Consider the following 24,961-nt stretch of genomic DNA (forward strand, 5'->3'; position numbering starts at 1 on the left):
GTGCAGGACCCGTTGGAGTTGCTGGACATCCCGTCGTTGCTGGGCGACGAGGAGCGCGACATCCAGGCCACCGTCGCGGCCTACCTGTCCGACCACGTCCGGCCGCACATCGCCTCGTGGTTCGAGGCGGGCATCCTGCCGCGTGAGCTGGCGCAGGAGCTGGGCAAGCTCGGCGTGCTGGGCATGCATCTGGAGGGGTACGGGTGCGCGGGGACGTCCGCGCTCGCGTACGGGCTCGCGTGTCTGGAACTGGAGGCCGTCGACAGCGGCATCCGCAGCTTCGTGTCCGTGCAGGGTTCGCTGTCGATGTACTCGATCTGGAAGTACGGGTCGGAGGAGCAGAAGCAGGAGTGGCTGCCGCGGCTGGCCGCCGGTGAGGCGATCGGGAGCTTCGGGCTGACCGAGCCGGACTTCGGCTCGAACCCGTCCGGCATGCGCACGCGGGCCGTGCGCGACGGCGCGGACTGGATGCTGAACGGCACCAAGATGTGGATCACCAACGGTGGCCTCGCGGACGTGGCGACGGTGTGGGCGCGGACCGAGGAGGGAGTTCGAGGATTCCTCGTTCCCCGTGGCACGCCCGGATTCTCCACACGGGACATCAAGCAGAAGCTGTCGATGCGAGCATCCGTCACCTCCGAGTTGGTCCTGGAGGACGTGCGGCTGCCGGAAAGCGCTCGGCTGCCGCTCGCGACTTCCTTGCGCGCACCGCTGACGTGTCTGAACGAGGCGCGGTTCGGGATCGTGTTCGGCGCTGTCGGTGCCGCGCGGGATTCGTTGCAGGCGGCGCTCGGCTACTCCGGTACGCGCATCCAGTTCGACCAGCCGATCGCCTCGTTCCAGCTCACCCAGCGCAAGCTCGCGAGCATGACGGTGCAGCTCAGCAACTCGATGCTGCTGGCGTTGCACCTCGCACGGCTCAAGGAGGCCGGCACGCTCAAGCCCGAGCAGATCAGCGTCGGCAAGTACAACAACGTCGAGTCGGCCATCGCGATCGCGCGGGAAAGCCGGACCATCCTCGGCGCGAACGGCATCTCGCTCGAGTACTCGCCCTTGCGTCACGCCAACAACCTGGAATCCGTACTGACTTATGAGGGCACTTCCGACATCCACCTGCTATCCATCGGCCACGCGTTGACCGGAATCGCCGCTTTCCGTTGATCGTTCGCCCTATCCTGCACTCCGCAACGGGGTTCGCGGGTGGGAGGACGTTCTGCCGGAGGAGACAAACAGCCGCAGTGACGCGCGTCGCAACCGCAAGCGATTGCTGGACGCCGCGACGCACGTCCTGCGGGCTGAACCAGCAGCGGCGACGATGCAGTCGATCGCGCGCAAGGCCGCGCTTTCGCAAGCGACGGCGTATCGGCACTTTCCATCCGTGGAAGCGCTCGTGGTGGCCTATCACGAAGACGTCATAGCGTCGTTGGTCGAACACGGCGAACGGTCTCGCAAGACCGGCAAAGAACTGTTCGAGCATCAAGCCGCGCGGTGGGTGAAGCTGCAGAACATGCACGGCCCGGTGATAGTGCGGTTCTCGTCGCAGCGCGGGATTCTGGAACGGATGCACAACGCCGAAGAGGTGGCGGCGTTGACGTGCAGCGCGTGGGACCAGGCGTTGCGCGGCGTGCTGATCGACCTGGCACTCCCGGACGCCCTGCTGAACGTGGCGCGGTTCCTGCACCATGCGTTGTTCGACCCGCGGGAGATCCTCGACCTGACGAAAACCGCCGGACTACCTGACGAACAGGTGGTCCGGCGGCTCTCGGACGCGTTCTACGGCGCGTTGAAGGGCTGGGCTTCTCATTAGGGTCTAGATCCCGAGCGGGAGCACCCACTTGAGCTCGGACTTGACGTTCGGGCGGCCGTCGAGCGGGTTCTCCCCCGCGATGCCGCCGGCCGCGATCTTGTCCAGGGTCTTCAGTCCCTCGGGCAGGATCTGGCCGAACACGGTGTAGTTGGGGCGCAGGATCGAGTCCGACTGTACGAGGAAGAACTGCGAGCCGTTCGTGTCCGCGCCGGCGTTCGCCATGGCGAGCGCGCCGCGCGGGTAGATGCGGCGCTGCCCGGTCGGGTCGTTCGGGGCGGGCTGCAGGTCGGTCGGCAGCTCGTCCTTGTACTTGTAACCAGGGCCGCCCTCACCCGTGTTGGACGGATCGCCGCACTGCAGCACCTTCAGCGTCGGGTACGCGGTGAGCCGGTGGCACTCGGTCTGGTTGTAGAACCCCCGGTGCGCGAGGTGGATGAAGCTGTGCGCGGTGCACGCGGCCTTGGAGCGGTCGAGCACCAGCGGGATGTCGCCCTGGTTCGTCTTCACCTTGACCAGGACCTTGCCCTTGGTGAACCACGGGTCGTGCGGGATCGACACCGGACGCGCGGCCGGTTCCTCCGGGGTCGCGGTGTAGCCGCAGTCGGGCCGGGCCGTCTGAACCTCGGCGGACGCGGTGCCCGTCGTGATGAAACCAACGGCCAGCGCCGCCACTGCCAGTCCAGCTGCGATTCGCCTCATGCGCGTTTCCTAGTGGAGCCGGGGTGAACGGGCAAGGTTTAACGGATCACTCAGTTGTCCGTGGACTCGGTGATCTCGTACTCGCACTTCGCTTCCGCGCCGGCGTTCGTGATCTCCTTCTCCTTCTCCACGCGGAGTTTGCATGTCGCCTGGCCGGTCTTCGGCTTGACCGTCAGCGTGATCCTGCCCAGCGCGTTGGCGAGCATGGCCCGGTCCTTCACCGGCAGGTCCACGGTCTCGGACTGGGACGCGCCACCGGGAACGGTGAGCGTCAGCTCGGCCTTGCCGGTGCCCTCGACGTCGTAGAACGCCTCGTAGGTGTGGCTCTTCGGGCCGCACGCGGTGAGCGCCAGCACGGGAATCAGCAGGAGGAGTTTCTTCATGACCCGAATTCTGGTGATGGCCGCGGAACACGGCTTCTGTCCGCAGACCGGTTGTGGGTCCTACTTTTGGCCGATCAGCCGGGATTCCCACGCCCAGGCGGCGATCTCGACGCGGTTGCGGGCGTCCAGTTTGGCCTGAACGCTCGCCAGGTGCGTCTTGACCGTCCCGATCGAGATGAACAGTTCCTGCGCGATCTCGGCGTTCGTGCGGCCGATCGCGGCGAGCTTCACCACGTCCAGTTCACGCGCGGAGAGGGTGTGAGGTTGTTGCTGTGGCGGCGAGTTCATGTGCTGCAACAGCCTGACCGTGATCGACGGACTGATGAGCGCATCGCCCGTGACGGCCGCACGCACCGCCTCGATCAGCAGGTTCGGGCCGGCGTCCTTAAGCAGGAACCCGCACGCACCGTTCTTCAGTGCTGTGTGTACGTACTCGTCGTGGTCGAACGTCGTGCACACCACCACGTTGACGTCGTTCGCGATCTGTTTGAGCGCTTCGAGTCCGTCCATGCGCGGCATGCGGATGTCCATCAACGCGACGTCCGGCTTGGTGCGCCTTGCCTCCGCGACGGCCTCTACGCCGTCCCTCGCTTCCGCCACGACCTCGATGTCGGACTCGGCCCCTAGAATCATGCCGAACCCTGTGCGCACCATCGCCTGGTCGTCCGCGACGAGAACCCTGATCACGCGGTCGCCCTCCCCGTCGGGAGCGCGGCGTCGACGACCCATCCACCGTCGATGCCCGGCCCCGCCTTGATCCTGCCACCGAGCGCCTGCACGCGTTCGGTGAGTCCGACGAGCCCGAAACCGTTGCCCTGCCTCGCGGGCTTGCCGTCGTTGGAGACCTTGACCGTCACCCAGTCCGGTGTGGTCTGGATCTGGACGTCCACCGTGGTCGCCTCCTGGGCGTGTTTCCTGATGTTGGTCAACGACTCCATGACGACGCGGTGGACCGAGCCGGCCACTTCGAGCGGCAGCGCCGTGGTGTCGCCGTGGATTTCGAGGGTGGCTCGCGGTTCGGCCGCGACCAACGGCTCGATGTCGACGATGCCCGCGACCGGTGCCACGGGGGCGTCGTCGCGGAGCATGCCGATCATGCGGCGCATGGCGGCCATGGCCTCACCGCCGGCCTCCTCGATGCGGTCGAGGGCCTGTTTGGCCTGCGCCGGGTTGCGTTCGACGATCCGGCCCGCGCCCTGGGCGAGCACGACCATGCCGGTGATGTGGTGGCCCACGAAGTCGTGCAGATCGCGCGCGAACTCGGCCTTCTGCTCGGCTTTGACCGCCGCGACCTGCTTCTCCCTGGCGTTGCCCAGCAGCCGCAGGTAGCCGACGGACGCGACCACGCCTGTGGCGACGACCACCAGGGCCATCGCCAGGGTCAGCTCGGTGGGGCCGAGCGGGTACCGCAGCGGCTGGGTGACCAGCGCGATCACGATCCAGCCGATCAGCGGCGCGTCCCGGCGCGACCTTGCCCGATGGGTGGTGACGGCCAGGACGCCGGTGAGCGCCAGCGTCTCGGCGACGCCGAACTCCTTGTCGAGCGGGTTGACCAGGGTGAACGTGAGGCTTGCGGTGGCGGCGACGGCGGCCAGGGCTCGATGGGGGCGCAGCCAGGCCGACGAGGCCAGCACGATGCAGCCGAGCGCGGCCCAGCCGGTCCACGGGTAGAGGCCCGGCGACCTGAACAGGCCGTAGTAGAAATCGACGAACGCCGCAGCGATCAGTGCGGCGATCCCGCCGAACCTCCAGATCATGGCCATGACCTTATGCACTTGTGCCCGGTCCGCAGATCGGCCGAAAGACAGAGGCGAACCCTGCTCGGGACCGAGGTTTTCGCCTCCACTCCGGACTTTGCTGACCATGTGAACAACTTCGCTTCCGCCGCGGTCGACCTCGTGAAGGTGTACGGCTCCGGTGCCACCGCGGTTCGAGCGCTCGACGGGGTGACCGTCGGGTTCCGGCCCGCCGCCTTCAGCGCGATCATGGGGCCGTCCGGCTCCGGCAAGTCGACACTCATGCACTGCCTGGCGGGCCTCGACACGGCCACGTCCGGCGCGGCCCTGCTCGGCGGCAAGGACCTGACCCGGCTGCCGGACAACGCGCTGACCAAGGTGCGCCGCGACCGCATCGGGTTCGTGTTCCAGGCGTTCAACCTGCTGCCCACGCTCACCGCCCGGCAGAACGTCCTGCTGCCGTTGAGCCTGTCCGGGCGGCACGTCGACAAGGCCTGGTTCGCGCAGCTCGTGGAGGCGCTGGGGCTGTCGTCGCGGCTGTCGCACCGGCCCTCGGAGATGTCCGGCGGGCAGCAGCAACGCGTGGCGCTGGCGCGGGCGCTCGTCACCCGGCCCGAGGTCGTCTTCGCCGACGAACCGACCGGCAACCTGGACTCGCGGTCGTCCGTGGACGTGCTGAACCTGCTGCGTCAGGCCGTGCGCGAGTTCGGTCAGACGATCGTGATGGTCACGCACGACGACAGGGCCGCCTCTTACGCCGACGCCGTGGTGCACATGGCTGACGGACGGGTCGTTCAGGCGGTCGCCGCATGAGGAGGTTGCTGCCCGTCCTGTCGATCACGATCGCGGCGTTCTTCGCTTACTCGACCGTGCTCGCCAAGGACGTCACCGAACGTTCCCTGGCGGTCAGGGCGGCCCGCCTGGTCGAGGTGTTCGCACTGCTCGGCGCGTTCGTCACGGTCGCGATGATCGTGGCCGCCCTGGTCTCCACCTCGACGTTCCGGATCGTGTTCGCCCAACGGATGCGGGAGCTCGCGCTGTTGCGGGTGGTCGGCGCTTCACGGGCGCGGCTGGCGCGTGGCCTGATCGCCGAGGGGGCGCTGACCGGCTTGCTGGCCTCGGTCGCCGGGGTCGCGCTGGCGGCGGGCGCCGGGCAGCTCGTGCCGCTGGCGGGCCTGGTGGCGCCGGGCTTCCCGCTCGCGCCCGCGTTGGTCGTGGTGTCCGGGTCGTTCGTGCTGACGACGCTCGCCGTGCTGGCCCCCGCGTGGTCCGCGGCCAAGGTCTCACCGCTGGAGGCACTGCGCACCTCAGCCGTGCAGGACGCGAAAAGCCGGATCGGCCGGCCGCGCTGGGTGCTCGGAATCCTGATGGCGGTAGGTGCGGTCGCGCTGCTGGTCCACGTCGCGATCGACGGGCTTGCCACCGCACAACGGCCGAGCGGGATGACCGAGGACCTGCTGCTGCGCACCACCATCAGCGGTGCGCTGGCGTTCGGCGCGTTGATCACGCTCGGGCCCGCGTTGATCTCACCGGTGCTGAGACTGATCGGCCTTCCGTTGCGGCGCAGCACCATCGCGTCGCTCGCGGTGAGCGGTGTCGGTGGCGCGCCTCGCCGGGCCGCCTCGGTCACGGCGGTGGTGGCGCTGGGCGTCAGTCTCATCATCGCGACGCTGACGGGCGCGAACACGTTGCAGGGGCTGGGGAAGGCCGAGATGGCGAGCGCCTATCCGGCCGACCTGGAGATCGTCGGTCCGGTCGACGCCGGGAGGCTGAGAGCCTCCGGGCTCACGGACGTGCTCCCCTACCGCCGCACCGAGATCACCATCAACGGCACGCTCACGATGCGCGCCACCGACCTCGACATGACCAAGCTTCGCGACCTCACGGACTTCCGCGTCGACTCCGGTGCTCTCCAGGACATGGGACCACGCAAGATCATCCTGTCGACCTCCACCGCGAGCCGGCTCGGTTTGACCGCCGGGTCACGCGCCGAGGTGAACGGCGTGCAGATGACCGTGGCGGCGACGTTGTTCGGCGGGGTTCCGCTCGGCAGCGCGTTGCTGCACTCCTCCGACCTGGAGGGTGAACCGGTCGGCGTGCTCGCCAACGGCGCCAGGGAACGCGTGCCCGCGGGGCTGGAGGTCGAGTCGCTCGCCGCGCATCGTCTTACCCAGGAGGACTGGTTCGCCTCGTTGGTGGCGATCGCGGTAGGGCTGCTGTTCCTCACGGTGTTGATCGCCGTGGTCGGGGTGGGCTCGACCACGGCGTTGTCGGTGCTCGAACGGACCCGTGAGTCCGGTCTGCTGCGCGCGATCGGCCTGACCCGCAGGGAGCTCGGCCGCATGGTCACGGCCGAGGCCGGCCTGTACGGGGTCGTCGGCGCGATGATCGGACTCGTCATCGGCATTCCCTACGCGTGGCTCGCGATCATCTCGCTCGGCATCGAGTGGCCCCTGCAGGTGCCCGTCGTGTCCGTCGGCGTGGTGGTGCTCGTCCTGGCCGCCCTCACCGCGGGTGCGGGCCTGCTGCCGGCCCGCCGCGCGGCACGGGTGAGCCCGGTCGCGGCACTTCACTCGATCCAGTGACGTGTACCGGATCCAGGACCGGGTACCCGAACTGCATAGGGAGGTAATGCAGTCATGGGATTCGACGAGTTGAAGAACAAGGCCAAGGACCTCGCGGGCCAGCACGGTGACAAGGTCGACGACGGTGTCGAGCGCGCGGGGCAGGTCGCCGACGACAAGACCGGCGGCAAGCACAGCGAGCACATCGACAAGGGCGAAGACAAGCTCAAGGAAGGCCTTCGCAACTTCGGCGGCCAGCAACAGGAGTGACAGGACCTACCCAAAGTGGGTTCCTGAGGCGGCGCAGGCGATTGGTTCGCGTGTGAGTTACGCCTGATCGGATTCACTTCCGCGATCCCGGCGGCCCGGTTACCGTCGTTCGCCGGGATCGCGGAGGTGAAGGTGGATCCGAGCGGGGTGACCAGAGCGGCACGACTGACTGCGTTGGCCGCGTTGTGCCTGGTCACCGTCGTTTTGCTACTGCCGGCGGCCATCAGTGTGAGCACCGGCGGGGCCGTGCCGGGGTTCATCGGCGAGTTCGGCCGGTGGTTGTGGCCCGCGGTCGGCGTGATGGTCCTCGTCGCGGTCGGTCTCGCTCTCTGGGAGCGCGGCCGCGGCCACGAGACCAGCAACCGCACCGCCGCCCTCGCACGGGTCGAGTCACGGGTGAAAGCGCTGCTCGCCGCCTCCCTGGCCGCGCAGACACAGATCAAGCTCGGTGTCCTGAAGCAGCCCGCGATCTCTGTTCGGGTCGACGGCGAAGAAGTCTCCTCACGGGACCTGGAGGCCGTCTACGACCGCCTCGGCCACACGATGGTCCTGGTCGGACCGGTGGGCAGCGGCCGGTCGACGTTGCTGCGCGAGCTGTGCCTGGCGCTGGTCGAACGGGCCCGCAACGACCCGCAGGCGCCCATCCCGGTCGTCGTGGACCTGGCGACGTGGCGGGCGTACGGCGCGCGCAAGCCGACCGAGTTCACCGCATGGCTGTTGCGCGAGATGAACCGCCGGTACGGCATCAGCCGCTCGGCAGGCACGATCTGGCTGCGCCGCGAGCGGGTGGCCGTGCTCATCGACGGACTGGACGAGGTGCCGGGCGTGGACCGCGCGCACTGCGAGTCCGAACTCGCCCCGTTCGCCTCCGTCGTGAGCTCGACAGGTCCGATCGACAACCTGCCGTCGGTGTTCGTGGAGCCGTTGAACCGCGGTCAGGTGCTCGAGTACATCGCTTCGGTCAGCCCTCGGCTCGACAGCCTGGAATCAGCCCTGACCCCGGAGATCTGGGAGCGGCTGGACTCGCCACTGGCGTTGAACCTGCTGGCGCTGACGCACCTGGACAAGCAGGTCGACACGATCGGCACCGACTTTGTGGGGTCCTTCGTCGTGGAAAGGCTTTCCGGCCAACGCGGCGCAGGACCCACCATTCGCGCGTTGAAGTTCCTCGCGCGGTTGGGGCGGCCGGACCTCGGTGCACCCGTGCACATGCCTCAGCGCCGTGCGTGGCTTCCGCTGCTGCCGACGCGCCCCTTGTGGTTGCTGTTCGTGCGCGCGGTGCCTGCGGCATATGCCGGTGGGGTGTGTGCCGTGTCGTTCATGACGGGACTCCGCCTAGGATTGTGGCCCGCATTGGTGTTCGTGGTCGCCGCTTCTGCGTTGCTCGTGCTGGTGAACAAACTGCCTCGCGTCTTCCACCCGCCCGGACGCGCGCACGGCATTGTGACTGCCGCGCTGGGATTCCTCGCAGGAGTGCTCGCGGGATTACTGGTCGGTCTGGCCGGTTTGTGGCTGGGCGCAATCGGGACGCCGTGGCCGTATTTCGTGGCGTACGTGTTCGTGGTGGTGGCGTCATTCTTCTTGGCGTTGGGTTTCATACCGGGTGACGCACCCGTGCCGTGGGCGTTGCTGATCGCTGCCGCGCCCGGCGTCTCGATGATCTGGACCGGTCCCTACGCGGTGCTGACGGGCATGGGGGTCGGGTTCTCGGCTGGCGTGGCGGGCGGGATTTTTGCTGCCGCTGTGGGGCGTGTGTGGCGCACGGTGCGCACGGTGCAACAACAACGCATGCGGCAAGGGCGCCCGTGGTGGGTTCAGCCGGCCGTCCCGGTACTCGGCGCGATCGGTCTGCTGGGCGGGATCGGCGCGCTGGGATCCTGGGGAACAGCACTGGGAGTAGCACTCGGTCTACTGGTGACCCCGACCGCCGCCCGCGACTACGTCTGGCCGTTCGACGCGCTCGCCGAAATGGCTGCCGAGGCCGTCACACGGCCCCTGTCGCTGGGCGAGTTGTCGTTCCGCCGCAAGGCTTTGCTGCACCTCGCACAGGACAGGCTGCTGCTCACCCGCGTCGATGGCGAGTACCGCTTCGCGCACGTCGCGCTGCGCGACCACCTGGCGTCGTGCGACCCGACGGCGCTGGTTCGGGCCACGCGCCGTTGAACCTTCCCGATCTGCGGGCCGTACGGCCTGACAGAAAGGTCGGGTGTTGCGCATGCGCTGGTCGAAGGGCTGGATCGTGGGTGCCGGGGTCTTCTCGGTAGTCGCGGCCATCGGGGGAACGGCCTTCGCTCTCGCCGGATCGGGTGCCTCCTCGTCGCAGCCCGTGGTGGCGGGCAAAGAGGTGTGCGCCGGGCAGCAGGTGAAGACGACGAACGCCAAGGGGCCCGCGACCGTCCTGTCGGACAAGTTCCCGGTCGGCACGCTGTTGCGAATCACGAATCCCGCCAACGGTCGGGCGATCACGGTTTCGGTCACCGGACCGTCGACCGGATGCGCGGTGCTGAACATCGCGGCATTCGATTCACTCGGGGCCGCCGAAAGCGGCGAAGCGGAAAGCGTTCTCCGGCGCATTCGGGTGGAGATCGTCGGAAACGCACCGGCGCCGACACCCACCACCCGCACCTCCACAGCGCGGGTGCGGGCTTCCGGAACAGTCGGGCAGGTCGTCTGCGACGGCGCGACCGTCGGGTTGTCGGCCGTCGGTGGGGCACCTGGGGCGTTCTCGTCACAGCTCCCGGTCGGGACCGTGGTACGGGTCACCAATCTGGACAACGGGAAGCAGACGACCGTCCGCGTCGTCGGCGTCGGGCCGGCCTGCGTCGTGCTGAACAGCGCTGCTTTCGAACTCGTCGGGGAGTCCGGGAAGAACGTGATCAAGCGGGTGCAGATCGAGAAGGTGACCTGACCCGGTCACCAGTCCATCGGCTCGTCCGGCTCGTCCGGCTCCGGCCACTCGTCCACGGCGTCGCCCGAGCCCCACGCGGCACCACCGGGGCTCGTGGCCTTGAGCTTGGGCTTGGGTGCCGCGGCAGGTGCGGCCGCCTCCGGCGCGGGACCGCCGGCCGCCACCACCTCCAGGATCTGGTCGCCGTACTTCGTGAGCTTCGCCTGGCCGACGCCGCTCACCGCGCCCAGGGCGGTGAGCGAGCCGGGGCGCGACGCCGCGATGGACTTCAGCGTGGCGTCGTGGAAGATCACGTACGCCGGGACGCCCTGTTCGCGGGCCTGGCCGGCCCGCCATTCGCGCAGCGCCTCGAAGAGCGGGCCCGCTTCGGCCGGGAGGTCGACCTTCACCTTGGCCGCGCCGGACGAGGAGGACGCCGTGCGCGTCGTCGAGCGGGCAGGCGTCGGGTCCTTGCGCATCTTGACTTCGCGCTTGCGGCCGAGGACCTCGGAGCTCGCCTCGGTGAGGACGAGCGTCGAGTACTCGCCCTCGACGGCCAGCAGGCCCTGCGCGAGGAGCTGGCGGACCACGCCGCGCCACTCGCCCTCGCTCAGGTCCTCACCGATGCCGAAGGTGCTGAGCTGGTCGTGGTCGAACTGGATGATCTTGGCGGTCTTGCGGCCCAGCAGGATGTCGATGGCCTGACCGGCGCCGAACTTCTGGTTGCGCTCCTTGCGCAGCCGGTAGACCGTGGACAGGACCTTCTGCGCGGCGACGGTGCCGTCCCACGACTCGGGTGGCGTCAGGCAGGTGTCGCAGTTGCCGCAGGGGGCACCACCGGGTTCGTTGAAGTACTCCAGAAGCCTGGTGCGGCGGCACGTGACCGTCTCGCAGAGGGCGAGCATCGCGTCGAGGTGCGCCTGCGAGCGGCGGCGGAACGCCAGATCGCCTTCCGACGACTCGATCATCTTGCGCTGCTGCACCACGTCCTGCAGGCCGTAGGCGAGCCACGCGGTGGACGGGAGACCGTCGCGGCCGGCACGGCCCGTCTCCTGGTAGTAGCCCTCGACCGACTTCGGCAGGTCGAGGTGGGCGACGAAGCGGACGTCCGGTTTGTCGATGCCCATGCCGAACGCGATGGTGGCGACCATGACCAGGCCGTCCTCCCGCAGGAACCGGGCCTGGTTGCGCTGGCGGACCGACGAGTCGAGCCCCGCGTGGTACGGCAGCGCGGGGATCCCGTTCGCCACCAGGAACTCCGCCGTCTTCTCCACCGACGCGCGGGACAGGCAGTAGACGATGCCCGCGTCGCCCTGGTGCTCGCCGCGCAGCAGGTCCAGCAGCTGCTTCTTCGGCTCCTTCTTGCCGACGATGCGGTACTGGATGTTCGGCCGGTCGAAGCTGGAGACGAACTGCCGCCCCTCGTTCAGCTCCAGGCGCGTGAGGATCTCCTTGCGCGTCGCCTCCGTGGCCGTGGCGGTGAGCGCGATCCGCGGCACCTTCGGCCAGCGCTCGTGCAGGTGCGTGAGCGAGAGGTAGTCGGGCCGGAAGTCGTGGCCCCACTGGGAGACGCAGTGCGCCTCGTCGATCGCGAACAGCGCGATCTCACCCTGCTCCAGCAGGCGCAGCGTCGCGTCGGACGTCAGCCGCTCCGGCGCCAGGTAGAGCAGGTCGAGCTCGCCGTTGACGAACTCGGCCTCGACCATCCGGCGTTCGTCCCAGGACAGCGACGAGTTCAGGAAGCCCGCGCGCACGCCGAGAGCACGCAGCGCGTCCACCTGGTCCTGCATCAGCGCGATGAGCGGCGAGATCACCACGCCCACGCCCGGCCGGACCAGCGCCGGCACCTGGTAGCAGAGGGACTTGCCACCACCGGTCGGCATGAGCACGAGCGCGTCGCCACCCGCGATCACGTGCTCGACGATGGCGGCCTGGTCGCCGCGGAACTCGGGGTACCCGAAGACGCGCTGCAGGACCTGCAGCGCGTCGCCGTGGTCGGTTGAACCCATGCCGCCGATGCTAGCGAGCAGCACCGACAGCCCGATTCGCTAGCCCAATGCACCCTTCGTACCAGCGGAAACGCTGCCGGCGACCAGCGGAGCGGACGAGGCGGCCGGCACCGAGCCCTTCAGCGGGATCCGCACCGACGTGTCCGCCAGGTCCACGGTCAGCCTCGGCAGCTGGCTCGGCCGCACGATCGCGGTCGAGTCGGTGCCGCCGATGACCAGGCCCAGACGATGTCCCGCCTTGACCAGATGGTCCGTTGTGGACAGTCGGAACGTCATGCGGTACTTGGTTCCCGGCGTGATCGTGCGCGGAGTCGAGAGAGACTGGTAGTTCGCGAGATCCGCCCAGCCACGCGCGATGATCTGCGCGTCGACGTTGCCCGTCGTCGCCTCCGTGTTGCGATAACAGGCGTCATCGCCCGTGCGGCTCTCTCCCCAGCACGACTCCGTGGTCAGGGTCCGGATGCCCTCGCCGGTCCGCACCGTCGCCGGCCCGTAGTCGACGAGGTACGCCGTGAGGTGCGCGGTCGGCGTCGAGGACGACACCCCCACCGTGATCGAGGACGTGCCCGCGACGCGCAGGTCGGAGGTCAGCGGCGCCGTCGAGTAGATCGTCCTCCCGGTGTTCGAGCCCGAGAGCCAGTTCGCCGGCGTGCCGCTGCCGTTGTCGGTGAACGCCGACGTGCCCGTGCCGGGGGTCGTGCCGAGTCCCGAAGAAGAGGGACGCAGCACGGTGCCGACGGTGCCCGCAGGAGGCCACGTCTGGTCGTCCGCCCACTGGTTGGGCGCGCGTTCCGCCGACACCTGCGGTTCGTTCTCGATGCCGTTCTGCACGTTCAGCAACCAGCGGTCGAACCACCGGTGCAGCGTCGGGACCCACTCGCTGCGCCGGAAGTCGAACGGGTCGACGTGCGCCGTCTGCGAGAACCACAGCTTCTTCGGCACCGACGCGGGCACCGCGTCCCAGAACTGTCCGTACTGCAACGTCTTCACGTTGAGGTCGTTCAGCCCGTGGATCGCGAAGATCGACGCCTTCACGTTCGACGCGTTGCGCACGAAGTCACGCGTCTGCCACATCGCCGTGTAGTCGCCGTTGGCGGGAGAACCGTTCGTCATCTGCGTGCGCACCGCACCACACCGTGAGCGCGCGTTGGAGTTCTCGAACTGCGAGCCCAGGCCGGTCGGCGAGCTGTAGCCGGGGTACGCGACGCCGTCCGAGCGGAACCAGTCGTACCAGGAACTGATGGCCGCGATCGGCACGATGGTCTTCAGCCCGTCGATGCCGGTCGACGCGACGCCGTTCGCGATCGAGCCGTCCCACGACTTGCCGATCATGCCGACGGCGCCGGTCGACCAGGACGCGGCCTTCGTGGTGGCGCCGGTCAGGGTCGAGTAGCCGGTACGCCGGCCGTTCAGCCAGTCGATCACGGCCGTGCCGGAGGCGATCTCCGACTGACCGCCGACGTCGACGCAGCCGCGCGACCGGTTCGTGCCGAGGAAGTCGACGAGCACGACGGCGTAGCCGCGTGGCACGAAGTAGTTGTCGTAGAAGAGCGGGAACTTGACCGGCACCCCGGCGGAGTCGTAGGTCTTGACCTCGCTCTCGTTGCCGCGCCCGGCGCTCTGGTAGTAGGGGCTGGCGTCCATGATCACGGGCACGCGCCCGGTCGTGGACGGCCTGATGATGTCGGCCGCCACCCGATCGCGGGTGCCGTTGCCGTCGAGGTCGAGCCCGGAGTCGACGTAGACCGTCTCGCGGACCGCGTCGGCCATCGAGTGGATCGGCGCGGTCACGCCGCCCGACAGGGTGAACGCTGGTGTCGCCGCTGTGGCAGGGATCGGCGTCAGGGTCAGGGCCCCTGCTAACGCCACTACAACACGAACACGCTTCATGAAGATTCACGCTAAGGAGTGACGAAGTCGCCCCGTCAGAGCCGAAAGGCTTGACCCTCTGCTGTTGCGCCCGGCACTTCCCTCACGAATATTCGTTCCTCGTGAGCTTCACCTTCGAACCCGGCCGCACCCGCGTCGTCTTCGGCCGCGGCACCGTCTCCTCCGTGCGCGCCGAGGCCGAGCGGCTGGGCGCGCGGCGGGTGCTGCTGATCGCCCGGCACGGTGGCGACAGGGTGGCCACCGAACTCGGCCCGCTGCTGGTCACCCGGTTCACCGGTGCGGCCATGCACACGCCGGTCGAGGTCACGGAGCGCGCGCTCGCGTCGTTGCGTGAACACGGCGCGGACTGCATCGTGTCGGTCGGCGGCGGGTCGAGCACAGGGCTGTCGAAGGCGCTCTCTGTACGGGCGGGCGTACCGCAGATCGTCATCCCCACGACCTACGCGGGCTCCGAGGTCACACAAGTGCTCGGCGAGACGGCCTCGGGGCGGAAGAAGACACGACGCGATCCGGCGATCCAGCCGGACACGGTGATCTACGACGTCGACCTCACGCTGGACCTGCCGCTCGACGTCACGGTGACGAGCGCGCTCAACTCTCTCGCGCACGCCGTCGCCGCCCGAGGCAACGAGAACCCGCTGATCGACGCTGTCGCGACCAGAGCGATCGAGGGCGTTTTGCACGCTTTGAGCGGAAACCCGTCCACTGTGGAGGCACGGACGGAACTGCTGTCGTCGGCATGGCTCGCGGGCACGTGTCTCGCGTCCGTCCCCATGGGACTGCATCACAAGCTCGCGCACGTTCTGGGCGGTACGTTCGGACTGCCGCACGCCGCCACCCACACGGCGCTGCTTCCCCACACGGCACCGTCCGATCTGGCCACCCGCGTCCACGACACGGCCACCCGGTTCGGCGCGGCGACGTCGTTGCGGGAACTGGGGATGGCGGAGTCCGATTTGTCTGGTGCCGCGGAGATCGCCGAGCATCCGGACGCCCTGAGGGTGCTGACGAACGCCTGGCGTGACGCGTCGACCGGCTGAGCGGTTGTCATTCTTAAGGCTGATGTTCACAGCTCTGGACCGAGACGAATCACCGATGTGCTTCCTGAAGACTTCCTGAAGCATTGAGGACATGCTCAGCCCGTTGGACCTGTCCCTGATAAGCGGACCGATCCCCAAGCTCGCCACGGCCGCAGCCGCGCTCGCGCTCACCTACCTGGCCATCCGGAAGAACCGGACGTGGTGGATCCGCGTGCTGCCGATCGTCGTGCTGGCGTGCGCGCTCGTGGTGACCGGGCTGGTGCTCGTCGTCGACCACGTGTGGAAACCGTGGCCGGAGCCGATGCCGGTCGTTCTGGCGGTGTGGCTGGGCGCGGCGCTGGTCGCGTTGACGCTGGCAGCGGTGCGGCTGCGCTCCGGCCGATGGTACGGACGGGCCTTCGGCGTCCTGCTGGCGCTGGGTGTGACGGCGAGCGCGGTGGTCGCGACGAACGCCCATTTCGGGCAGTACCCCACCACGCGCGCGATGCTGGACGTCTTCAGGAACGACAGGGTCGACCTGAACGACGCCGCTCCCCCGCCCACGGGCGTCGTCGAGGTGCCCGCGGGCCAGAAGCTCGCCGACGTCTGGAAGCGGCCGGCGAACCTGCCGGACAAGGGCGTCGTCACCGAGGCGGAGATCCCCGGCGCGTTCAAGGCGCGGCCGGCGTGGATCTACCTGCCTCCCGCCTACAACACGACCCCACGCCCGCGACTGCCCGTCATCGTCCTGATGGCGGGCCAGCCGGGCAGTCCACGCGACTGGTTCGACGGTGGCCGGATCCTCGACAACCTCGACGCGTACGCGCGTGAGCACGACGGGCTCGCGCCGATCGTCGTGGTGGTCGACCAGCTCGGCACGTCGACCGCGAACCCGCTGTGCCTCGACTCGAAGCTGGGTCAGTCGGAGACCTATCTGGCACGCGATGTGCCCGCGTGGATCAAGCACCGGCTGACGGTCGACGAGCGCCGGGAGTCGTGGACCGTCGCGGGCTTCTCCCAAGGCGCCACGTGCTCGGTGCAGCTGGCCGTGCGCGCGCCGGACGTGTACGGCAACTTCGTCGCCCTTGCCCCCCAGCCCGAGCCCTCGCTGGGCACGCGGCAGGAGACGGTCAAGGCGGCGTTCGACGGCGACGAGGCCGCGTTCGTCCGGGTCAACCCGATGGACATCCTCGCGCGCCAGCGATTCCCGCACACGGCGGGCATGGTCGTCGCCGGACGCGACGACGTCACGTACCGCAAGGCGGACGCCGAGGTGTTCGAGGCGTGCCGGAAGGCCGGAATGGACGTGCAGTGGAAAGAACTGCCGAACAACCACGACTGGAACATGGCCCGCGAGGGTCTCTTCGGGTCGCTGCCGTGGCTCGCGCAGCGAACAGGGCTGGTCAGATGATCGGCCGGCTGTTCCGCGCCGCGCCTCTGACGTGCACGTTCCTGATCGTCTTCTGGACGGCCGGGGCGTTGAGCGGGGCGATCGGCGGCGCGAGCGACGAGCTGCTCACGCAGACCGGGTTCGGCACCGGGAGCCCGTGGTGGACGGTGCTCACCTCGGCGCTGTGGTCGATGGACCTGCTGGGTTACATCGCGACCACCGTGCTGCTGGCCGTCACCGGACCGCTGGCGGAGCGCGAGTTCGGCGCGCTGCGCACCGCGGCGATCTTCCTGGCCACGCACGTGCTCGGCTCGTTCCTGGGGCTCTGCCTGGTGCTGGTCGGCGGCGACCTGCACTGGGGCTGGCTCGAGTCGCTCGTCGGCGAGTCGGCGGCGGGGCCGTCGATCGGCGGGGTCGGGCTGACGCTCGCCCTGACGTTCCGGATGCCACCGCTGTGGAGGCGTCGCGTCCGGCTGATGATGATCTTGTCGGTGCTGGTCCTTACGCTGTACTCAGGTTGGCTGGAAGACCTCCTCCGACTGTCCGGTGGCGTGGCCGGGCTGGTGGTGGGAGCGCTGTTCCTGAAGAGCGGGCCGGTGCACAAGGCGCGTTCGCTGCAGGAGACGCGGGTGCTGGTGGCGTTGTTGCTCGCGGCGTCGGCGCTCGGGCCGGTGGTGTCGATGATGTCGCCGTACCCGAACGGACCGCTGTGGTGGTTCGCGGACGTCGTCGCGGTCGCGCAGCCGTCGCAGGACGACGTCTACGCGATGTGCTCCTCGGACGCGGTCGAGCTGTGCCGGACGATGGTGGTCCAGCTGTCGTACGGCCGGTTCCCCGCGCTCGTGATGTCGTTGCTGCCGGCGTTGCTGCTGCTCGTGCTGGCGGAAGGGCTGCGGCGCGGGCGGCGGTTCGCGTGGCGGGCGGCGCTCGTGTTCAACGTGGCGTTCGCGGCGTTCATCGGTTCGTACGTCGTGTACGTCGCGCAGTTCCCGGACGCGAGCGTGCTGGAGCTGGCGGTCTCGTTCGGTGTGCCGATGCTGGCACCGCTCGCGATCATCGTGGTGTTGTTGTTGACGCGCAAGCATTTCGACGTGCGTCTTCCTCGGCATGCCGTGGTGAGGTTCTGGCGGTTCACGGCGATCAGCGTCGCGTTGCTGTCGGCGCTGTACATCTTCGGCGGGTACCTGGTCCGCGACCAGTTCACGCCGGAGCCCGGGTTCGGTGCGCTGCTCGCGGACCTGCCGACGCGGTTCCTGCCGCCGGGCTACCTCGACCTGGTGCCGCTGCGGTTCTCCGCCGAGGGGTTGGCCGGCACGCTGCTGTTCGAGTACACCGGCGTGGTGTTCTGGCTGATCGTGCTGGCCGGGCTGCTCATGGCGTCGTGGCGGACGTGGCCGTCGTCGTGCGAGAAGGAGGCAGCGCATGCCCGTGAACTGATGCGGCGCCACGGCGGTTCGTCGTTGTCGTACATGACGACGTGGCGCGGCAACCAGTACTGGTTCACGCCTGACGGTGAGACGGCCATCGCGTACCGCGTGGTGGCGACCATCGCGCTGACGGTCGGCGATCCGATCGGCCCGGCGCGGCTGGACGCCGTGCGCGGGTTCGCGGAGTTCTGCGCGCGCAACGGCTGGACACCGTGCCTCTACAGCGTGGGCGCGGAAACGCGAGCCGCGGTGGAGGAACTCGGCTGGTCGGCGGTGCAGGTCGCCGAGGACACGATGATCGAGCTGGACGAGCTGAGCTTCACCGGCAAGAAGTGGCAGGACGTGCGCACGGCGCTGAACAAGGCTACCAAGGCCGGGATCACCGCCGAGTGGTGCACGTACGCCGACGCGCCGTACGCGATCACGGACCAGATCCGCTCGATCTCGGCGGAGTGGGTGGCGGACAAGGGCCTGCCGGAGATGGGTTTCACGCTGGGAGGGCTGGAAGAGCTGACCGGTGACGGGGTCCGCTGCCTGCTGGCGGTGGACGGCGACCGGACCGTGCACGGCATCACGAGCTGGCTGCCGGTGTACGCCGACGGCGAGATCGTCGGGTGGACGCTCGACTTCATGCGCCGCCGCTCGCACGGCTTCCGCGGCTCGATGGAGTTCCTGATCGCCTCGGCGGCACAACAACTCCAGGCCGAGGGAGCGCGGTTCCTGAGCCTGTCCGGGGCACCACTCGCGCGGCTGGACCGCGGTGAGCGGCCGCGGGCGTTGCAGCGCGTCCTGGACTTCACCGGGCAGGTGCTGGAGCCGGTGTACGGGTTCCGCTCGCTGTTCGCGTTCAAGGCGAAGTTCCAGCCGACCTATCAGCCGATGTTCATGGCGTATCCGGACTCGGCGGCACTGCCGCGCATCGCGAACGCGGTGAGCCGCGCGTACCTCCCGCACCTCAACGCGCGGCAGGGACTGCGGCTCGCGACCAAGATGATCATTCGGACGCGTGAGCGCGTGACCACGCCTGGTCGAACTCGCTAGTGCGGCACTAGTCCAAAAGGGTGGAGAGGTGATGCTCGTCATCACACTCCCGCACCACTAGGCGAAGATGCGCCGATGACCGTGCGGGGCGATCTGCCTGCCCAGACCACGACGTTCATCGGCCGCCGGGCGGTGCTCGCCGAAGCCGAGGCACTTCTGCGCCGATCCCGGCTGGTCACGCTGGTGGGTGCGGGCGGTGCGGGCAAGACGCGGATCGCCGGGGAGACGGGACGCGCGCTGGCTGGGGCGGGGACGTTCCAGCACGGGGTGTGGCGGGTGCGGCTCGCCGATCTCCACGACCCGGCGGCGCTGTCCCGCACCGTCGCGGCCGAGCTCCGGATCGTCGACAACTCACCGGAGGCCGGGCTCAACCGACTCGTGGAGTCGTTGCACGACAAGCACTTGTTGCTCGTGCTGGACGGCTGCGAGCACCTGCTTGAGGCGGTCCGGCATCTGGCGCACCACCTGTTGCGCGACTGCGAGGGGCTGACGATCCTCGCCACCTCGCGGGAGCCGCTCGGCGTCTACGGGGAGCATCTGCTGCGGGTTCCGCCGCTGAGCGTGGACGAAGCGGTGGAGCTGTTCCTGGACCGGGCGGAGCTGCCGCCCGGCTCACCCTGCGTCACGACGCTGTGCCAGGCGGTCGAAGGGCTGCCGCTCGCGATCGAACTCCTGGCCGCGCTACCGGCCGGTGTGGTGCTTCCCGAGGTGCCCCGGCAGCCCGCCTCTCTGGAGCAGGTGCTCGAGTGGGCGGCGCAGCAGTGTACGGACGAGGAACGGCGGTTGTGGGCACAGCTGTCGGTGTTCCCTGCGGACTTCGACCTCGGCGCCGCCGAGGCGGTGGCGGACGCGGACGTGCTGAAACCCTTGTCAACGTTGGTTCTCCGGTCGATCGTGGCGACGACGACGAGCCCCGTCACCGGTGAGACCCGCTATCGATTATCGAACACCGTGTCGCAGTTCGGTGCTCGTCTGCTGATGGACGCGGACGAGCCGTTACGCCGCCACGCCGTGCACTACAGCGAGTTCGTGGACGAGGCCGTCCGCTCGTGGTTCTCGCCGGGTGAAGCGTTGTGGATGGGCCGGTTGTGGGAGGAGTGGCCGAACATCCGCGCGGCCGTCGGTCACGCGCTCCGGACACCCGGCCTGGCCGCGGCCGGCGCGGTCGTGACGATGAACGTGCAGCGGGCGCGCTTCACCTCGTTCGCGGGGATGCTCGGGCAGGCGTGGGACATGCTCGGCGCCGCCCGCGAGGTGATCACCGAGGCACCGCTGCGGACGTCGTTGCTGGCGCACAGCGCGTACATGACGCAGGTGCGTGGCGATTCGGCGGTGGCGTTCCCGTTGATGAACGAGGCACGTGCGTTGCCGCGGCTGCCGATCACCGACGTGCACCTGGTTCTGGCCGAGGCCACGCATCTCTTCTTCGTGGAGGGCTCACCGGACTGTGTGCCGTTGTACGCGCACGTCGTGGAGCTGTGCCGTCAGTACGCGTCGCCGGGCGACACCTACGTCTCCGAGCTGATGCACGCGATGGCGTCGTGCTTCCTGCTGGACGCCGAAGCCGCGGACAAGGCCACGACAGCGCTCGCCAGGCAGGCCGAGAGCAACGGCGTGAACTGGTCGCACGCCTGGGGGCTGTGGCATCGCGGTCTCTACGAACTGCTGCACGGCGACCCGGCACAGGTGCATCCGCTGGTGATCGAGGCGTTGCGGATCCAGCTGACGCTCGGCGACACGTGGGGTGCGCCGTTCAGTCTGTGGCTGCTCGCCTGCGCGTGCGCCGAACTCGGGGCCTTCGACCGCGCGGCACGGCTGCTCGGCGCGCTGCGGTCGCAGGAACGGATCTCGCGAATCTCGTTCGGTGGCATGAGCCCGTTCCACCGGCTGCTGGACCGCGCCGACCGGACCGTCCGCCGCTCGCTCGGCGACGACTACCAGGTGATCTTGACGCTCGGCGCCGACCTGCGACCGGAGCAGGCGATGGCGTTCGCGCTCGAACCGGTGCCGGACTCCGAACGCCGACCGGCGAAGCCGCTGCTGCCCGGCGGCCTGACCCGGCAGGAGTTCACCATCGCCGGGCTGGTCGCGGACGGCTTCACGTCGAAGCAGATCGGGGCACGGCTGTTCATCTCGCCGCGCACCGCGGACCGGCACGTGGTCAACATCCGGGTGAAGCTCGGCCTGCCGAGCAGGGTCGCGCTCGCGGCCTGGCACCGCTCGGTCACCGGGGAGCGTTAGCGCGCCTCGAACGCCAGCTTCAGTCCCAGCGCGACGAACACGGACGCCGTCAGCCGGTCCAGCAGAACCTGCTGGCACAAAAGGAAAGCACGAGCACGGCCGGCCACCGCGATGAGGATCGGCAGCCACACCAGGCCGAGCCCGAGGTGGATGGCGACGAGTACGGCGCCCCACGCGGGCTCACCGGCGGGCATGAACTGCGGCAGCAGCGACAGGTAGAAGACGCCGACCTTGGGGTTGAGCAGGTTCGTCAGCAGTCCGGCGCGCAACGACGCCCCCGCGCCCGGCACCGGACGGGAGTCCTCGAGGGACACGGCCTTCCGGGAGTTCCACAAAGCCTTGGCGCCCAGGTAGATCAGGTAGGCGGCGCCGAGCCAGCGCACGATGTCGTAGGCAAGTTCGGACGCCTGCAGCAGCGCGGTGAGGCCCGCGAGGCTCGCCACCGCCCAGACCAGGCAGCCGAGTGTGATGCCGAGGACCACGCCCATCGCCGCGCGTTTGCCGCTCAGCAACGCAGTGCGCAACACCATCACCGTGTCCAGACCGGGTGTCAGGACGGTGAGCAGTGCGACGAGCGAGAAGCTCAGGAGCGCGGCGGCCGACATGCGGACATCACATCACACGTCACCGCGCGTCCGCCGCCGTCTTCAAGCCGAACGCGATCAGCGCTGAAGCGGACAACCGGTCCAGCAGAAGCCGTTGCCGCAGCAGGAAAGCACGGGCCCGGCCGGCCGCCGTGATCAGGATCGGGAACCACACCAGCCCGATGCCGAGGTGGATGGCCACGAGCACCGCGCCCCACGCGGGCCGGCCGACCGGCAGGAACTGGGGCAGCAGCGAGATGTAGAAGACGCCCGGCTTCGGGTTGAGCAGGTTCGTCAGCAGTCCGACCCGGACGGCCGCGCGCACCGACGGCACGGGCGCGGGTTCGTCGATCTCGACGGGACGCCTGGACTGCCACAACGCCTTGACGCCCAGGTAGATCAGGTATCCCGCGCCGAGCCAGCGCACGATGTCGTAGGCCAGTTCGGACGCCTGCAGCAGCGCTGTCAGGCCGACCAGGCCCGCGACCGCCCACGCCAGGCAGCCCAGCGTGCTGCCCACCACGACGCCCATGGCCGTGCGCCGGCCGACCAGCAGGGCCGTGCGCAACACCAGCAGCGTCTCGAGGCCCGGCGTGATGACCGTCAGCAACGCGACGAGCGTGAAGCTCAGGAGGGCGGTGGTCGACATGACGCCATGAGAACACGGAAGAACGGCGCCACCAGAAGAATTAACACACCCGACAGGACCGGCACGACGCCGGGGCGCTCAGGTCAGCCGGTAACCGTGCGCCGGGCGGTTCGCCATGCCGTACCGCGGTTGCACCTCCGCCTTGCCGATGGTCACCAGGTGCTCCAGGTAGCGGCGGGCACTCACGCGGGACAGCCCCGCCCGATCGCCGACCTCCTGGGCCGACAGGTCGTTCGCGCTGTCCCGCAACGCATCGGTCACCAGCCGCAACGTCACGGCGGACAGTCCCTTGGGCATGGCCGGAGTCCTCGGCCGGTGGTGCATCAGCGAGTCGACCTGGTCCTGGTCCAGCACCTGCCCCAGCCGCTGCACCTCGATCCGTTGCGCGAGGTACTCCCGCATCCGGTCGAGGAACGCCGTGCGCGTGAACGGCTTGACGAGGTAGTTGTCGACTCCGCGGGACATGGCCTGACGCACGGTCTCCCGTTCGCGTGCCGCCGTCACCGCGATGACGTCCACGGGCGGCCCACCGCGGGCGCGCAGCCGTGACAGCACCTCCAGCCCGGACATGTCCGGCAGGTGGATGTCGAGCAGCACCAGGTCCGGCCGCAACGCCTCCACGGCCCGCAACGCCTCACCACCGCGGTGGGCCTCGCCGACCACCTCGAACTCGGGCATCGCCTCCAGGAACCCGCGGTGGATCGCCGCCACGGCGAAGTCGTCGTCGACCACGAGCGTTCGCACGCTCATCGGTTCCCCGTTTCCGGCAGCCACACGTCGAACGACGCGCCGCCGAGTTCCGAGTCGGTGATCGCGACCCGGCCACTGCGCCGGGTCACCACCCTCGACACCAATGCAAGTCCGATTCCTCTGCCGTGCGCGCCCTGGGCGTCCTTGGAGCTCACGCCCAGGTCGAAGATGCGGCCGCGTTGCGACTCCGCCACTCCCGGCCCGTCGTCGTCCACGACCACCCGCACTCCGGTGACCGACGAGCGCACGAGCACCCGCACGGTTCCACCGGTCTCCACGGCGTCGACCGCGTTGTCGACCAGGTTTCCCAGCACGGTCAACGCGTCGTCGCCCGCACGAATGTCGACGGAGCTGCCGGGATCGAGCCGGAGCTCCACACCTCGTTCGTGCGCGGTGGAGGATTTTGCCAGCAACAACGCCGCCAGGGCGGGATCGGCGTTCGCTCCGTCGATGATGTCGGCCGTGACCGAGCCGGCGCCACCGACCCGTTCGATGTAGGCGACGGCGTCCGGGCCGCGGTCCAGATCCAAAAGACCGCCGATGACGTGCAGGTGGTTCGAGAACTCGTGGGCCTGCGCGCGCAGCGCTTCCGTGACGGTGCGCTGCCCGTCGAGCTCGCGCAACGCGTCGTGCAGCTCTGTCCGATCGCGCAACGTCAGCACGACGCCGACGGCGCGTTCGTTCGTCTTGGCCGTCATCCGGTTCGCGACCAGAACCCGTTCCCCGGCAAGGACGAGCCGGTCCGCGACGTCGTCGTCACCACGGGCGAGGTCCAGCAGACCGGCGTCGAGCACCTCCGCCGCCGGGCGTCCGCTCGGGTTCTCGGCCAGACCCAGCAACCGCAGCGCCTCGTCGTTGACCAGCGCCAGCTTCTCCTGGTCGTCCACGGCGACCACACCTTCGCGGATGCCGTGCAGCATCGCGTCCCTGGTCTCGAGCAGCTGCGCGATCTCGGCCGGTTCGAGCCGGAACGTCCGCCGCCGCACGTGCTGCGTGATCAACGCGGCGCCGAGCACGCCGACCAGCGCGGCCGCCGCCAGCCAGCCGATCAGCTCCGGCAGGTCCTCGGCGAGGTCGGCCGAGAGCTGGCTCTCCAGGATGCCGACCGACGCCATGCCGATGACGCGCCCGTCCTCCGTCCGCACCGGCACCTTCGCGCGGAGCGACGTGCCGAGCGTGCCCGTCTCCGTGCCGACGAAGACCTCGCCGGACAACGCGCTGGTCGGGTCGGTCGACACGCGCTCGCCGATCCGCTTCGGGTCGGGGTGGGCATAACGGACCCCGTTGTGGTCGGTGACCACCACGTACGTCACGTTGGACGCCTTGCGGATCAGCTCGGCCAGGGGCTGGATCGTCGCGGGCGGGTCAACCGAGCCGAACGCCTCGATCACCGTCGGTAGCCGCGCCACGCTTTCGGCGACGGACAACATCCGGTCCTTGTAGGAGTCGCGGATCCGGTCGCTCTGCAGTTTGGCGGCGAGCAGCCCGGCCGCACAGGTGGTCATGAGCACGATGACCACCTGCAACGCCAGAAGCAAAGCCCCAAACGAAACAGACCGACGGAACATGGATGGATTCTGACGCATCAGCTGTGAAACAGGTCACGAACTAAACG

The 24,961-nt window shown here is 69.1% G+C and carries 21 protein-coding genes; 11 read left to right on the forward strand and 10 right to left on the reverse strand.

Features of this window, described 5'->3' with window-relative positions; genetic code table 11:
• Both IG04_RS0113070 and IG04_RS0113075 read left to right on the forward strand, forming a co-directional pair.
• The gene (locus IG04_RS0113070) at nt 1-1,161 is read left to right on the forward strand and encodes an acyl-CoA dehydrogenase family protein (protein ID WP_030476878.1); all 1,161 of its coding nucleotides are present in this window, start codon (nt 1-3) and stop codon (nt 1,159-1,161) included.
• A 103-nt stretch (nt 1,162-1,264) separates the two neighbouring features.
• Nucleotides 1,265-1,807 (forward strand): TetR/AcrR family transcriptional regulator, encoded by a 543-nt coding sequence (locus IG04_RS0113075; RefSeq protein WP_051769762.1) that lies wholly within the window; start codon nt 1,265-1,267, stop codon nt 1,805-1,807.
• A gap of 3 nt (nt 1,808-1,810) precedes the next feature.
• Here the strand turns inward: IG04_RS0113075 and IG04_RS0113080 are convergent, their stop codons facing one another.
• The 4 genes from IG04_RS0113080 to IG04_RS0113095 are packed head-to-tail and all read right to left on the reverse strand — an operon-like array spanning nt 1,811 to nt 4,646.
• On the reverse strand, nt 1,811-2,506 hold the full coding sequence (locus IG04_RS0113080; RefSeq protein ID WP_030476880.1) for a peptidylprolyl isomerase: 696 nt from the start codon (nt 2,504-2,506) through the stop codon (nt 1,811-1,813).
• A 50-nt stretch (nt 2,507-2,556) separates the two neighbouring features.
• Nucleotides 2,557-2,889: a hypothetical protein gene (locus IG04_RS0113085; protein WP_030476881.1), complete on the reverse strand. Its 333-nt coding sequence runs from the start codon at nt 2,887-2,889 to the stop codon at nt 2,557-2,559.
• Between the two features lie 60 nt (nt 2,890-2,949).
• Nucleotides 2,950-3,576: a response regulator gene (locus tag IG04_RS0113090; protein WP_030476882.1), complete on the reverse strand. Its 627-nt coding sequence runs from the start codon at nt 3,574-3,576 to the stop codon at nt 2,950-2,952.
• Nucleotides 3,573-4,646, reverse strand: a complete 1,074-nt coding sequence (locus IG04_RS0113095; protein WP_159460483.1) for a sensor histidine kinase — start codon at nt 4,644-4,646, stop codon at nt 3,573-3,575. The genes IG04_RS0113090 and IG04_RS0113095 overlap by 4 nt, the downstream gene beginning before the upstream one ends.
• Before the next feature lie 108 nt (nt 4,647-4,754).
• Here IG04_RS0113095 and IG04_RS0113100 point away from each other — a divergent pair, with 108 nt between their 5' ends.
• The 5 genes from IG04_RS0113100 to IG04_RS0113120 all read left to right on the forward strand — a co-directional run bounded on the left by IG04_RS0113100 (nt 4,755) and on the right by IG04_RS0113120 (nt 10,367).
• A complete protein-coding gene (locus tag IG04_RS0113100) occupies nt 4,755-5,438 on the forward strand; it encodes an ABC transporter ATP-binding protein (RefSeq protein ID WP_051769765.1) in 684 nt (227 codons plus the stop codon).
• Nucleotides 5,435-7,210, forward strand: a complete 1,776-nt coding sequence (locus IG04_RS0113105) for an FtsX-like permease family protein (protein ID WP_084401637.1) — start codon at nt 5,435-5,437, stop codon at nt 7,208-7,210. Before IG04_RS0113100 ends, IG04_RS0113105 begins: the two co-directional genes overlap by 4 nt.
• Before the next feature lie 54 nt (nt 7,211-7,264).
• A complete protein-coding gene (locus tag IG04_RS0113110) occupies nt 7,265-7,459 on the forward strand; it encodes an antitoxin (protein WP_030476886.1) in 195 nt (64 codons plus the stop codon).
• Between the two features lie 126 nt (nt 7,460-7,585).
• Nucleotides 7,586-9,622 (forward strand): NACHT domain-containing protein, encoded by a 2,037-nt coding sequence (locus tag IG04_RS0113115; protein ID WP_084401639.1) that lies wholly within the window; start codon nt 7,586-7,588, stop codon nt 9,620-9,622.
• Between the two features lie 52 nt (nt 9,623-9,674).
• Nucleotides 9,675-10,367 (forward strand): RlpA-like double-psi beta-barrel domain-containing protein, encoded by a 693-nt coding sequence (locus IG04_RS0113120; protein ID WP_030476888.1) that lies wholly within the window; start codon nt 9,675-9,677, stop codon nt 10,365-10,367.
• Nucleotides 10,368-10,372: 5 nt separating this feature from the next.
• On the opposite strand, the gene recQ is transcribed toward IG04_RS0113120, so the two are convergent.
• Together recQ and IG04_RS0113130 are read right to left on the reverse strand one after the other, a co-directional pair.
• On the reverse strand, nt 10,373-12,355 hold the full coding sequence (gene recQ, locus IG04_RS0113125; RefSeq protein ID WP_051769853.1) for a DNA helicase RecQ: 1,983 nt from the start codon (nt 12,353-12,355) through the stop codon (nt 10,373-10,375).
• 39 nt (nt 12,356-12,394) lie between these two features.
• Complete coding sequence (locus tag IG04_RS0113130) at nt 12,395-14,245, reverse strand: Xaa-Pro dipeptidyl-peptidase (RefSeq protein ID WP_051769770.1); 1,851 nt, start codon at nt 14,243-14,245, stop codon at nt 12,395-12,397.
• Nucleotides 14,246-14,346: 101 nt separating this feature from the next.
• On the opposite strand from IG04_RS0113130, the gene IG04_RS0113135 reads away from it, so the two are divergent.
• From IG04_RS0113135 to IG04_RS0113150, 4 genes are all read left to right on the forward strand, one after another.
• Complete coding sequence (locus IG04_RS0113135; protein WP_051769773.1) at nt 14,347-15,285, forward strand: maleylacetate reductase; 939 nt, start codon at nt 14,347-14,349, stop codon at nt 15,283-15,285.
• Between the two features lie 91 nt (nt 15,286-15,376).
• A complete protein-coding gene (locus tag IG04_RS0113140; protein ID WP_030476892.1) occupies nt 15,377-16,675 on the forward strand; it encodes an alpha/beta hydrolase in 1,299 nt (432 codons plus the stop codon).
• Nucleotides 16,642-19,122: a DUF2156 domain-containing protein gene (locus IG04_RS0113145; RefSeq protein WP_157512914.1), complete on the forward strand. Its 2,481-nt coding sequence runs from the start codon at nt 16,642-16,644 to the stop codon at nt 19,120-19,122. Before IG04_RS0113140 ends, IG04_RS0113145 begins: the two co-directional genes overlap by 34 nt.
• A 75-nt stretch (nt 19,123-19,197) precedes the next feature.
• Nucleotides 19,198-21,363: an ATP-binding protein gene (locus IG04_RS0113150; protein ID WP_030476894.1), complete on the forward strand. Its 2,166-nt coding sequence runs from the start codon at nt 19,198-19,200 to the stop codon at nt 21,361-21,363.
• Here IG04_RS0113150 and IG04_RS0113155 read toward each other — a convergent pair.
• From IG04_RS0113155 to IG04_RS0113170, 4 genes are all read right to left on the reverse strand, one after another.
• Nucleotides 21,360-21,968 (reverse strand): LysE family translocator, encoded by a 609-nt coding sequence (locus tag IG04_RS0113155; protein WP_030476895.1) that lies wholly within the window; start codon nt 21,966-21,968, stop codon nt 21,360-21,362. The two genes, IG04_RS0113150 and IG04_RS0113155, sit on opposite strands and share 4 nt — an antisense overlap.
• A 19-nt stretch (nt 21,969-21,987) precedes the next feature.
• On the reverse strand, nt 21,988-22,596 hold the full coding sequence (locus IG04_RS0113160) for a LysE family translocator (protein ID WP_030476896.1): 609 nt from the start codon (nt 22,594-22,596) through the stop codon (nt 21,988-21,990).
• A 78-nt stretch (nt 22,597-22,674) separates the two neighbouring features.
• Nucleotides 22,675-23,346: a response regulator gene (locus IG04_RS0113165; RefSeq protein WP_030476897.1), complete on the reverse strand. Its 672-nt coding sequence runs from the start codon at nt 23,344-23,346 to the stop codon at nt 22,675-22,677.
• A complete protein-coding gene (locus IG04_RS0113170; protein ID WP_245816372.1) occupies nt 23,343-24,851 on the reverse strand; it encodes an ATP-binding protein in 1,509 nt (502 codons plus the stop codon). The genes IG04_RS0113165 and IG04_RS0113170 overlap by 4 nt, the downstream gene beginning before the upstream one ends.
• Nucleotides 24,852-24,961: the final 110 nt, after the last annotated feature.

The sequence above is a fragment of the Lentzea albidocapillata genome (genome assembly GCF_000719115.1).
Classification (GTDB): Bacteria; Actinomycetota; Actinomycetes; order Mycobacteriales; family Pseudonocardiaceae; genus Lentzea; species Lentzea albidocapillata.

What these genes read in the sequence shown, in the direction of transcription:
- IG04_RS0113080 (WP_030476880.1), bottom strand. Translation starts at nt 2,506, where the DNA reads ATGAGGCGAATCGCAGCTGGACTGGCAGTGGCGGCGCTGGCCGTTGGT.
- IG04_RS0113085 (WP_030476881.1), bottom strand. Translation starts at nt 2,889, where the DNA reads ATGAAGAAACTCCTCCTGCTGATTCCCGTGCTGGCGCTCACCGCGTGC.
- IG04_RS0113095 (WP_159460483.1), bottom strand. Translation starts at nt 4,646, where the DNA reads ATGATCTGGAGGTTCGGCGGGATCGCCGCACTGATCGCTGCGGCGTTC.
- IG04_RS0113105 (WP_084401637.1), top strand. Translation starts at nt 5,435, where the DNA reads ATGAGGAGGTTGCTGCCCGTCCTGTCGATCACGATCGCGGCGTTCTTC.
- IG04_RS0113110 (WP_030476886.1), top strand. Translation starts at nt 7,265, where the DNA reads ATGGGATTCGACGAGTTGAAGAACAAGGCCAAGGACCTCGCGGGCCAG.
- IG04_RS0113120 (WP_030476888.1), top strand. Translation starts at nt 9,675, where the DNA reads ATGCGCTGGTCGAAGGGCTGGATCGTGGGTGCCGGGGTCTTCTCGGTA.
- recQ (WP_051769853.1), bottom strand. Translation starts at nt 12,355, where the DNA reads ATGGGTTCAACCGACCACGGCGACGCGCTGCAGGTCCTGCAGCGCGTC.
- IG04_RS0113130 (WP_051769770.1), bottom strand. Translation starts at nt 14,245, where the DNA reads ATGAAGCGTGTTCGTGTTGTAGTGGCGTTAGCAGGGGCCCTGACCCTG.
- IG04_RS0113140 (WP_030476892.1), top strand. Translation starts at nt 15,377, where the DNA reads ATGCTCAGCCCGTTGGACCTGTCCCTGATAAGCGGACCGATCCCCAAG.
- IG04_RS0113150 (WP_030476894.1), top strand. Translation starts at nt 19,198, where the DNA reads ATGACCGTGCGGGGCGATCTGCCTGCCCAGACCACGACGTTCATCGGC.
- IG04_RS0113155 (WP_030476895.1), bottom strand. Translation starts at nt 21,968, where the DNA reads ATGTCGGCCGCCGCGCTCCTGAGCTTCTCGCTCGTCGCACTGCTCACC.
- IG04_RS0113160 (WP_030476896.1), bottom strand. Translation starts at nt 22,596, where the DNA reads ATGTCGACCACCGCCCTCCTGAGCTTCACGCTCGTCGCGTTGCTGACG.
- IG04_RS0113165 (WP_030476897.1), bottom strand. Translation starts at nt 23,346, where the DNA reads ATGAGCGTGCGAACGCTCGTGGTCGACGACGACTTCGCCGTGGCGGCG.
- IG04_RS0113170 (WP_245816372.1), bottom strand. Translation starts at nt 24,851, where the DNA reads ATGACCACCTGTGCGGCCGGGCTGCTCGCCGCCAAACTGCAGAGCGAC.